The organism is uncultured Halorubrum sp. (assembly GCF_937146585.1).
In the GTDB taxonomy this organism is placed as follows: domain Archaea; phylum Halobacteriota; class Halobacteria; order Halobacteriales; family Haloferacaceae; genus Halorubrum; species Halorubrum miltondacostae.
In genome coordinates this window covers 47,349-57,776 of sequence record NZ_CAKZRO010000140.1, presented here as the reverse complement: position 1 = coordinate 57,776, position 10,428 = coordinate 47,349, and the positions used below count along the sequence as shown (strand labels likewise).

Genomic DNA, 10,428 nt, shown 5'->3' with positions numbered 1-10,428 from the left:
CCGCCCTCATCCGGCGAGATCGCGGATGTCGGACACGTCGAGCAGCCGCTCTCCCGGGTCTATCGCCGCGCGGTAGGTCGCCCGGGCGACGGTGTCGACGGAGAGCGGCCGCGACTCGCCGAGCCGGGACGCGATCGGCGGCGCGCTCGCGGCGAACCGGAGCACGCGGTCGGCGACGCCCGGGAGGTGCGGCTGCCCCTCGCCGTACACCGGGCCCGGCCGGAGGCTGACGGCGTCGAAGTCGAGGTCGGCGATGGAGGACTCGGCGCGGCGCTTGGCCGTCAGGTACGCGTTCCGAACGCCGGGCGGCTTCGCGGCCGCCGAGAGGAAGACGAAGGTGTCGACGCCGGCGCGCTCGGCCTCCAAGGCCGTGAGGATCGCCGCGTCGCCGTTGACGCGTTCGAAGGTCTCGCCGTCGGTCGGCGACTCGGTGAACGCCCCGACCGAATGGACCACGGCGTCGACGCCGTCGAGGCGGTCGCGCCACGCGTTCGGCCGGAAGAGGTCGGCGCTCGTCCACGAGACGGCGTCGGCCCAGTCGTCGTCTGTGTCGGGCCGGCCGCCACGGGAGACGCTGCGGACCTCGTGGTCGTCGCGGACGCCGAACCGGCAGACGTTACGCCCGACGAAGCCGCTGCCGCCGACGACGAGGAGGGTCGACATACGACCGAGTACGACCCGGCCCGTCTTGTGGTTTCGGGAGTGGGCCGACGCCGAGGTGTCGGGGAGAAGAAACGGGTGACGGGGGCTCAGCGCCGCAGGAACCCGAGAAGCGCGTAGTCGCGGTCGGGGTCGTACCGCCGGAAGAGCAGGCTGTTCGTCAGCACCGAGACGGACGAGATCGCCATCGCACCGGCCGCGAGGGCCGGCTGGAGGAGCCCGAGCGACGCGAGCGGGATCATCGCCGTGTTGTAGCCGAGCGCCCACACGAGGTTCTGTTTGATCTTCTGGAGCGTCGCGTCGGAGACGCGGATCGCCTTCGCGACGTCGAGCGGGTCGTCGCGCATCAGCGTCACGTCGGCGGCCTCGATGGCCACGTCGGTCCCGGAGCCGATGGCGGTGCCGACGTACGCGACCGCCAGCGCCGGCGCGTCGTTGACGCCGTCGCCGACCATCATCGCCTTCCGGCCGTCGCTCTGGATCGCCTCGACCGCGTCGGACTTGTCCTCGGGAAGGACGCCGGCCCGGACGTTCTCGGGGTCGATCCCCACCTGCTCGGCCACCGCGCGGGCCGTGCGCTCGTTGTCGCCCGTGATCATCATCACGTCGACGCCGCGGTCGCGGAGCTGGCTCACGGCGTCCTTCGCGCTCGGCTTCACCGTGTCCGCGTCCGCGACGACGCCGAGGAGCTCCCCGTCGTCCGCACCGGCGGGGATCCGGGCGACGAGCATCGCCGTCTTGCCCTCGCGTTCGAGCCGCTCCATCGTCTCCGCGGCGGGGGCGGGGTCGACGCCCGCGTCGCGGAGCAGCTTCCGGTTCCCGACGAGCACCTCGTCGCCCGCCACGGTGGCGCGGACCCCGTGGCCGGGGACGTTCTCGAACGATTCGGGGTCCTCGAGTTCGAGCGCGCGCGCCTCCGCTCCGTCGACGATCGCCTGGGCCAGGGGGTGTTCGCTGCCGCGCTCCGCGCTCGCGGCGAGGCGGAGGACCTCGTCTTCGGCCGTCGTCGTCGAGTCGTCCGCCGTCGCCGGGTCGTCCGTCGCCGCCGCGTCGCCGCGCTCGGCGACGGCGCCCCCGTCGGGCACCTCGCCGACCGCGACCACGTCGGTAAGCTCCATCTCGCCCCGCGTGAGCGTCCCCGTCTTGTCGAAGACGACCGTGTCGACGTCCTTCGCGCGCTCGAGGACGTCGCCGCCCTTGAACAAGACGCCGTTCTGCGCGCCGATGGTGGTCCCGACCATCGTCGCGGCCGGGGTCGCGAGCCCGAGCGCGCAGGGGCAGGCGATAAGCACCGCGGACGCGAAGACGACCACAGCGAACTCGAACACCGAGACGCTGCCGCCGACCGCCGCGGGGCCGCCCGCGACCTGGCTCCACAGCGGGAGCCGGTCGACGAACGCCGCGAGCGTCTCGGGGAAGAGGAACCAGACGACGCCCCACAGCAGGGCGTTCGCGATCACCGCGGGCACGAAGTACGCGGAGATGCGGTCCGCGAGGTTCTGGATCTCGGGCTGGCGGGACTGCGCCTCCTTCACCGTCTGGACGATCTGCTGGAGCGCGGTGTCCGCGCCGACCTTCGTCGCCTCGACGACGAGGAGCCCGTTCTCGTTGATCGTGGAGCCGACGACCTCGTCGCCCTCGGTCTTCTCGACGGGGACCGACTCGCCCGTCACCATCGACTCGTCGACCGCGGACTGCCCCTCGACGACGACGCCGTCGGTCGGGACCTGCTCGCCCGGGCGGACCTTCATCCGGTCGCCGACCGAGACGTCCTCGACCGGGACCTCGCGTTCGGTCCCGTCGGCGTCGACGAGGGTGGCGGTGTCGGCCTCCATCTCCAAGAGCTTCCGGAGCGCGTCGCCGGCCTGCCCCTTCGAGCGCGCCTCGAGGTAGTTCCCGAGCGTGATGAAGAAGAGGATGAGCGCGGCCGTGTCGAAGTAGACGCTCCCGGCGACCAGATCGAGGAGGACGGCGACGGAGTAGACGTACGCGGTCGTCGAGCCGAGGGCGATCAGCACGTCCATGTTGGCCCGCCCGTTCGTGACGAGCGCCTTGTAGGAGTTCACGTAGAACGGCCGGCCGAGCACGACCTGGACCGGCGTGGCGAACGCGAACGCGGCCCAGTGGATCCCGACGCCGAAGAGCCGGTCGGGCACGACCGCGCCCCCGAGCAGGAAGTTGTCGACGAGCATGAAGAGGAGCGGGGCGGACAGCGCCGCGCCGAACAGCGTCAGGCGGAGCTGCTTGCGGATCTCCGCGTTCCGGGCCGCGTCGCGCGCGCTCTCGCCGGCGTCGCCGCCCTCCCCGTCCGCGTCGCCAGCGTCGCCGCCCCCGACCTCGCGGACCGGCGAGTAGCCGGCGTCCTCGACGGCGTCGTACAGCGCAGACCGCGAGGTCTCCGCGGGGTTGTACCGCACCTGCGCCTCGTCGGTCGCGTAGTTCACGTCGGCCTCGACGACGCCGGGCACGGACTCGAGCGCGTCGCGGTTGGCGTCCGCGCAGTTCGCGCAGGACATGTCGGTGATCGCGACGGTCGCCGTCTCCGAGACCGCCCCGTAGCCGGCGCCCTCGATCGCGTCGAAGATCTCGGCGAGCGAGGTCGCCTCCGGGTCGTACTCGACGGTCGCCTCGTCGGTGGCGTAGTTCGCGTCCGCCTGCGCGACGCCGTCGAGCGACGCCACGGCGTCGCCGACGCTCGCCGAGCAGTTGGCGCAGCTCATCCCCGTGATGTCGAGGCGAGTGGATCTGGTGCTCATCTTACCTTCTACTACGGGATACTCCCTTAGTGCGTTTTCCCATTCGAAACCAAAGCCGAAGCGGCGCCGAAATTTGGGATCGAAACCTATCTGCGGAGAAGAGCTAATTCAGCACGTTCATACCGGCGCGAATACGGCACACAACACTTATATCCACGTCGGGAGACGCACTAGACGCGATGGCGACAGGCAAGGTCGACTTCTTCAACGACACCGGCGGCTACGGATTCATCGAGACTGACGACGCTGACGAGGACGTGTTCTTCCACATGGAAGACGTCGGCGGCCCGGACCTCGAGGAGGGACAGGAGGTAGAGTTCGAGATCGAGGAGGCGGACAAGGGTCCGCGCGCGACGAACCTCACTCGGCTGTAACTCGTCCGGCGGCATCCGCTACCGGCGAACTCGGACAGCTCTCGAAACGCGTCCCGCGTATATTACGCCCGCGAGCGACGGCGTCGCCGTTTTACTCGCCGAGCGACGAGCCCTCCGCATGGAGCCCGACGACTCCCGAAGCCGCCCCGACGACCTCGACGCGTTCGTCGCCGAGAACCTCGACCGCTACGCCGACACGCAGGGCGTCCTCCCCGCCCGGCTCGACGAGTTCGGCGAGCGGTACCGGTCGCAGGGGCACCTGACGCGCGAGCAGCTGTACGAGATCGCCTACGAGTCGTCCACCCGGAGCGCGTACCACGTCGAGAAGAATCCCGAGGCGCGCTGCCGGGAAGTCACGCGCAACGTCCGCGCCGTCGACGGCGACTTCTCGACGATCACTCTCATCACCGGGCTCGCCGGGTTCAAAGCGGCGACCGCGTCGTGCGTGCTGGCCGCGCTCGACGGCGACCGACACGCCGTCGTCGACACGCGGGTCTGGGCGTCGTTGGAGCGGCTGGGCTACCTCGACGGGCGCAAGGAGTCGTTCGACGCCGCCGACTACGTGACGATGATCGAGCCGATCCGCGCGATCGCCGACGAGATTGACCACCGACCGGTCGACGTGGGGTACGCGCTGTTCGCGTACGACGCGCACGTCCGGGAGGGGACCCTCCACTGACGCCGCGGGCCGGCGCGCGTCCGCGCTATACTGGGTACTCGACGTCCGTCGCCTCCGTCGAGTACTCCCAGAGCTTCCGGGCGTCGTCGCGGTCGTAGGAGGCGTCGTTCGACCGCCCGACGGTCGGGTGGCCGCGCATGTTCATCAGGCCGCCCGGCTCGACGTACGCGCCGCCGTCGACGTCGACGGTGGCCGCGTACAGCATCGGCTCGACGCCGATCTCCGGCTCCTGTCCGAGGACGGCGTTGGCGGCCTTCATCCCCACCTTCATCAGGGGGTTGCCGCTCTCGGCCGCGGTGCGCATCTGGAGGTTCGTGTCGGTGTAGCCGGGGTGGCAGGCGACGCTGCGGATCCCCGGCTCGCCGTCCCCGTCGCCGGCCGCGTCGAGCCGGCGCTGTAGCTCGTAGGCGAACAGCAGGTTCGAGAGCTTGCTGCGCCCGTACGCCTTCCACTTGCCGTAGGACTGTTCCCAGTTGAGGTCGCCGAAGTCCATCTCGCCCTGCTCGTGGGCCCCCGACGACTGGGTGACGACGCGGGCGTCGCCGTCGATCCCCTCGGCCGCGGCGAGGAGGTCGAACAGCCGTCCGGTGAGCGCGAAGTGGCCAAGGTGGTTGACGCCGAACTGGGTCTCGAACCCGTCCTCGGTCTCGCTGCGCGGGATCGCCATCACGCCGGCGTTGTTACAGAGCACGTCGACCGCGCCGTAGTCGGCGGCGAGGCCGTCGGCGAACGACGCGACCGAGCCGAGCGACGCGAGGTCGCACTCCCGGACGTCGAGCTCGCCGTCGACCGTGCCGCCCGCGTCGGCGCGGATCTCGTCGGCCGCCGACTCGGCGCGCTCGACGCTCCGGCACGCCATCACGACCGTCGCGCCCCTCGCGGCGAACTCGCGGGTCCCCTCGAAGCCGAGCCCGCTGTTCGCCCCGGTGACGACCACCGTCTTCCCGTCCAGCCGCGGCATCTCGTCGGCCGTCCATCCTGACATGCTCGGACGGAGGGGCGTCACGGGGAGAAAGCTGTCGGCGGCCGAACCGCCGCCCGAGAGCGTCGCCCCGGGACGGCGGCGACGCTCCGCGATCAGGTCTCCTCGAACCCGCGTAGCACAACGGTCACCGCGTCCGCGGACGGCACGTCCCGGACCGCGTACTCGGTCGGGTGCTGTCGGTCGTGCGGGTACGCGTTCGGCTGCGGGACCGCGTACGTCTCCCGCCCCTCGAATCCCCTGAGGAACTCCCGCGTGAGCATCGGCTCGACGAACGCCAGCCGCGGCGGCTCGCTCTCGTCGGGCGCGATGAACCCTTGGATGAGCGTGTTCGAGAACGCGTCCGGGTTCCCCCGCTCCCCCGGCGCGTCGGGGAGCTCGGGCGCGTCGCGCGGCGCGGTGTGTTCGCCCATGTCCGTGATGTACCGCTGGTCGGCGACCGGGTCGGGCGACCGCGCGTACCCCTCGGGGAGCTGATCGTCGTCGAACCGCGTCTCCGTCACCTCCCCGGCGGGGTCCGGATCCGGACTGCCGGGCGCGTACTCCCCGTTCCCGGTGTCGTACGGCGGGAGTCGCGGTCCCTCGACGGCGTCGACCGTCGCCGGGTCGAGCATGTGGAAGTGGACGTCGAAGTGCGGCTCGAGCCACGCGCCCGCACCGCCGAAGTGGCCGCCCGGGTTCCAGTTGAGCCCGAGGAACGTGAACGGCGTCCGCTCCGCGGCCGGGAACGGGACGAAGAACTGGAGCGACTGCTTGAAGTGGACCGCCGTCGCCTGCCCGCCGGCGCGGTACTTGTCGGTCTCGGCGCGGTTGTCTGCCGCCTTCAGGTCGCCGGCGCTCGGGAGCCCGTCCAGCGCCGCGCGGTCGAACTCCACCCCATGGTACTTCGGCTCTCCGGACGGCGTCTCGGCGGTGAACGGCCTGACCGAGCCGTCTCCGAGGTCGACGCTCCGGCCGTAGGTCGTGATCCCCTTCGGTGGGAACGCGTTCGCGGAAGACTCGTCGGCCCCGTTCCTCCCGCTCGGTTCGCCGACGGCGGTCGACGTGCCCCAGGCGAGGGCGGCACCGGTCGCGGCCGCGGTCCGGAGTGCCGCCCGTCGGCTCGCCTCGAGCGGTCGGGTCGTGGTTCGCGCTCGGTTCGCCTCGCCCGTCGCGTCGTCGTCTGTCATTCTCGTGCTCCCTCCCGGCACGGTCGTCTAGTCACACGGTACCGTGCCACACTAATCAACAAATTTAAATTATTTGAATTTGGCGACGGGGAGGAATCCGACGGTGCGTCGAGAGACTGGGTTTACGTGCGCGCCGCGGCTGACGCGCGAGAGAGCCACACGCGCACCGCGCAGACGGCTTCTTCGGCGCGGATACACTTTCACCGTGCCGCCGGTGCGTTTTTAGGTGCCTCGGGGAAAGGGGTGAGTACCGAATGACGTCCTTCCAGTCGACGATCGGCGACGAGGAGGGGATCGCGGAGGAGCTGGCCGAGGGCCAGCGCGAGATCTCCATCGCCGAGTTCTTCGAGAAGAACAAACACATGCTCGGGTTCGACTCGGGCGCGCGTGGGCTCGTCACCGCCGTCAAGGAGGCGGTCGACAACGCGCTCGACGCGACCGAGGAGGCCGGCATCCTCCCCGACATCTACGTCGAGATCACGGAGGTGGGCGACTACTACCGGCTCGTCATCGAGGACAACGGGCCGGGGATCACGAAAGAACAGCTCCCGAAGGTGTTCGGGAAGCTCCTGTACGGCAGCCGGTTCCACGCCCGCGAGCAGTCCCGCGGGCAGCAGGGGATCGGCATCTCGGCGGCGGTGCTGTACTCGCAGCTCACCTCCGGCCAGCCGGCGAAGATCACCTCGCGGCCGAAGGGGCAGTCGCGGGCGCAGTACTTCGAGCTCATCATCGACACCGACACGAACGAGCCGGAGATCAGTGCGGACGAGGAGACGACGTGGGACCGACCCCACGGCACCCGGATCGAACTGGAGATGGAGGCGAACATGCGCGCCCGCCAACAGCTCCACGACTACGTGAAACACACCGCGGTCGTCAACCCCCACGCGCGGCTCGAACTGCGCGAGCCGGGGCTCGACGAGCCGCTGAAGTTCGAGCGCGCGACCGACGAGCTGCCGGCTGAGACGGAGGAGATCCGCCCGCACCCGCACGGCGTCGAGCTCGGCACGCTGATCAAGATGCTGGAGGCGACGGAGTCGTACTCCGTCTCCGGGTTCCTCCAAGAGGAGTTCACGCGGGTCGGCAAGAAGACCGCCGACGGCGTGATCGACAACTTCCGCGACGTGTACTACGGCCGCGAGCTGTCGTGGTCGCCGCCGCGCGCGCACGACGACGGCGACGTCGCGAGCGCGGTCTCCGAGGCCGTCGCCAACAAGGGCGCAGAAGCGACGACGGCCTTCGCGGAGGGCGTCGCCGAGACGGTCGAGAACGACGACCGAGTCACGCGCTCCGAGCTCGCGGCGATCGTCGACGACGTCGCCGAGACGGTCGAGGGCGACACCGGCAAGACGTTCGGCGGGACCGTCCGCGAGAACGCGGTCGACGCCGGGTGGCGGGCGATCACCGGCCGCGGCGACGCGGACGACGAGGAGGCTGACTCGGGCGACGGACCGGACGAGTCGCCGCTCGTCCCCGACGTCTACGCGCTGGTCGACGAGGCCACGTCAACGCGGAAGGACGACGCCGCGGTCCAGTCGATGGCCGAGGCGCTCGCGCGCCGGTTCGAGAACCTCGACGGCGACGCGTTCAGGGTGACCCGCGACGACCTCGAGCGCCTCGTCGCGGACGCGGCCTCGTTCGTCGCCGAGCAGCGCGACGCGACCTTCGGCGAGACCGCGCGCGAGAACGTCGTCGAGGCGTTCTGGTCCCGCGCCCGGACCGTGCCGGACGACCCGCCGAAGGTGAAGTCGATCGCGGGCGACCGCGACGCCGCCGCGGACCTGCTCGAGGCGATGCGGACGACGGACATCCTCGCGCCGCCGACCGACTGCCTCGCGCCGATCACGGCGGAGCTGGTCGAGGCCGGCCTGCGCAAGGAGTACGACGCCGACTTCTACGCGGCGGCGACCCGCGACGCCGAGGTCCACGGCGGCGACCCGTTCATCGTCGAGGCCGGGATCGCGTACGGCGGCGAGATCCCCGCCGAGGGGTCGGTCGAGCTGCTCCGGTTCGCGAACCGCGTCCCGCTCGTCTACCAGCGCGGCGCGTGCGCGACGACGGACGTAATAAAGCAGATCGGCTGGCGGAACTACGGGCTCGACCAGCCCGGGGGGTCGGGGATGCCGAACGGGCCGGCCGTCATCAGCATCCACGTCGCCTCCACGAACGTCCCGTTCACGAGCGAGTCGAAGGACGCGCTCGCGAACGTCCCCGAGATCGAAGACGAGATCGAGCTCGCGGTCCGGGAGGCCGCCCGCGAGCTGAAGTCGTACCTCAACAAGCGGCGCTCGATGCAGCAGCGCCGGGAGAAACAGGACGTCCTCGGCCGGATCCTCCCGGAGATGGCCGACAAGGTCTCGGAGGTCACGGGCCGCCCGCGCCCCGACATCGACGGGGCCTTGGCGCGGATCATGAACAACGTGAGCGTCGAGCGCGAGGTGAACGGCGAGACGGTGTCGCTCGTCGTCGAGAACCACTCGGACGTGAACGAGCAGTTGGACATCACCGACATCGTCTCGGCGGAGCCGACCGACCTCTCCGACGGGACGGTGGTGGACATGGACGGCGAGTGGTTCGTCCAGTGGAAGCCCGAGATCCCCTCGGGCGACGAGCGGGAACTGACGTACGCGGTCGACGGCGACCCCGAGTTCGAGGTCAGCGTCGGCGGCGTCGAGACCGAGAAACTCACGGTGAACGACTAAATGACGACCGAAAGCGACGCACGAGACGAGCTGATCGACCTGGCCGCCGACTTCTACGACCAGTTCGCGGCGGGGTCAATCCCGGAGATGACGCTCCCGACGCGGACGAAGAGCAACATCGAGTACGACGAGGAGAGCGGCGTCTGGACGTACGGCGACCGAACGTCCACGCGCAGCGCGAACTCGGTGCGGGGCGCGCGCAAGCTGCTGAAGGCCGCCTACACCATCGAGTTCCTCGCGAACCAGCTCGACGACGACCGCTCGTCGACGCTGCGTGAGCTGTACTACCTCTCCGAGTCGTGGAACAACGACGAGGCCCAGTTCAACTCTCAGGACGAGTCGAACGACCTCGTGGAGGACTTGGAGATCGTCACGGGCGTTACCCGCGAGGACTTCCACATGCGCCCGGAGGAGTCGGGCGCGAAGGTGATGGGGCCCCTGGAGCTCCGCGAGCAGACCAACCGCGGCGACCGCGAGATCCACTGCCAGCTCGACGTCGGGCAGGGCGGCTACCAGATCCCGAACAACCCGGACACCATCGAGTTCCTCGACAACGACGCGGAGTTCGTCCTCTGCGTCGAGACCGGCGGGATGCGCGACCGGCTCGTCGAGAACGGGTTCGACGAGGAGCACGACGCGCTCGTGGTCCACCTCGGCGGCCAGCCCGCCCGCGCCACCCGCCGCCTGACGAAGCGCTTCCGCGACGAGCTCGACCTCCCGGTCGTGGTGTTCACCGACGGCGATCCGTGGTCCTACCGGATCTACGGCTCCGTCGCGTACGGGTCGATCAAGTCCGCGCACCTCTCGAAGTACCTCGCGACGCCCGAGGCCCGGTTCATCGGGATCCAGCCCGAGGACATCGTCGAGTACGACCTCCCCTCGGACCCGCTCTCCGACTCGGACGTGAACGCCCTAGAGTCCGAGCTGGAGGACCCGCGGTTCCAGACCGACTACTGGGAAGAGCAGATCGAGCTCCAGCTCGACATCGGCAAGAAGTCCGAGCAGCAGTCGCTCGCGAGCCGCGGGCTCGACTTCGTCACCGACACCTACCTCCCCGAGCGGCTCGGGGAGATGGGCGTGATCTGAACGGTCGCCGTCGCCTCCGG

8 protein-coding genes are annotated in these 10,428 nt (G+C 70.2%); 4 read left to right on the top strand and 4 right to left on the bottom strand.

Features of this window, described 5'->3' with window-relative positions:
• Nucleotides 1-6: 6 nt before the first annotated feature.
• Together Q0116_RS11420 and Q0116_RS11415 are read right to left on the bottom strand one after the other, a co-directional pair.
• Entirely contained in the window at nt 7-663 is a 657-nt protein-coding gene (locus Q0116_RS11420; protein ID WP_297888284.1) for an NAD(P)-dependent oxidoreductase, read from the bottom strand.
• An 86-nt stretch (nt 664-749) separates the two neighbouring features.
• Entirely contained in the window at nt 750-3,416 is a 2,667-nt protein-coding gene (locus Q0116_RS11415) for a heavy metal translocating P-type ATPase (protein ID WP_297888283.1), read from the bottom strand.
• Between the two features lie 179 nt (nt 3,417-3,595).
• On the opposite strand from Q0116_RS11415, the gene Q0116_RS11410 reads away from it, so the two are divergent.
• Both Q0116_RS11410 and Q0116_RS11405 read left to right on the top strand, forming a co-directional pair.
• On the top strand, nt 3,596-3,790 hold the full coding sequence (locus tag Q0116_RS11410) for a cold-shock protein (RefSeq protein WP_004045866.1): 195 nt from the start codon (nt 3,596-3,598) through the stop codon (nt 3,788-3,790).
• A gap of 118 nt (nt 3,791-3,908) precedes the next feature.
• The gene (locus tag Q0116_RS11405) at nt 3,909-4,469 is read left to right on the top strand and encodes a hypothetical protein (protein ID WP_297888282.1); all 561 of its coding nucleotides are present in this window, start codon (nt 3,909-3,911) and stop codon (nt 4,467-4,469) included.
• 25 nt (nt 4,470-4,494) lie between these two features.
• Here the strand turns inward: Q0116_RS11405 and Q0116_RS11400 are convergent, their stop codons facing one another.
• Together Q0116_RS11400 and Q0116_RS11395 are read right to left on the bottom strand one after the other, a co-directional pair.
• A complete protein-coding gene (locus Q0116_RS11400) occupies nt 4,495-5,454 on the bottom strand; it encodes an oxidoreductase (RefSeq protein WP_297888281.1) in 960 nt (319 codons plus the stop codon).
• A gap of 92 nt (nt 5,455-5,546) precedes the next feature.
• On the bottom strand, nt 5,547-6,620 hold the full coding sequence (locus Q0116_RS11395; RefSeq protein ID WP_297888280.1) for a hypothetical protein: 1,074 nt from the start codon (nt 6,618-6,620) through the stop codon (nt 5,547-5,549).
• A 254-nt stretch (nt 6,621-6,874) separates the two neighbouring features.
• Here Q0116_RS11395 and Q0116_RS11390 point away from each other — a divergent pair, with 254 nt between their 5' ends.
• Entirely contained in the window at nt 6,875-9,322 is a 2,448-nt protein-coding gene (locus Q0116_RS11390) for a DNA topoisomerase VI subunit B (RefSeq protein WP_297888279.1), read from the top strand.
• Entirely contained in the window at nt 9,323-10,408 is a 1,086-nt protein-coding gene (locus Q0116_RS11385; RefSeq protein ID WP_297888278.1) for a DNA topoisomerase IV subunit A, read from the top strand.
• The last annotated feature ends 20 nt before the right edge of the window (nt 10,409-10,428 follow it).

Coding starts and splice junctions, on each gene's coding strand:
- Q0116_RS11420 (WP_297888284.1), bottom strand. CDS start 663: ATGTCGACCCTCCTCGTCGTCGGCGGCAGCGGCTTCGTCGGGCGTAAC.
- Q0116_RS11415 (WP_297888283.1), bottom strand. CDS start 3,416: ATGAGCACCAGATCCACTCGCCTCGACATCACGGGGATGAGCTGCGCC.
- Q0116_RS11410 (WP_004045866.1), top strand. CDS start 3,596: ATGGCGACAGGCAAGGTCGACTTCTTCAACGACACCGGCGGCTACGGA.
- Q0116_RS11405 (WP_297888282.1), top strand. CDS start 3,909: ATGGAGCCCGACGACTCCCGAAGCCGCCCCGACGACCTCGACGCGTTC.
- Q0116_RS11400 (WP_297888281.1), bottom strand. CDS start 5,454: ATGTCAGGATGGACGGCCGACGAGATGCCGCGGCTGGACGGGAAGACG.
- Q0116_RS11395 (WP_297888280.1), bottom strand. CDS start 6,620: ATGACAGACGACGACGCGACGGGCGAGGCGAACCGAGCGCGAACCACG.
- Q0116_RS11390 (WP_297888279.1), top strand. CDS start 6,875: ATGACGTCCTTCCAGTCGACGATCGGCGACGAGGAGGGGATCGCGGAG.
- Q0116_RS11385 (WP_297888278.1), top strand. CDS start 9,323: ATGACGACCGAAAGCGACGCACGAGACGAGCTGATCGACCTGGCCGCC.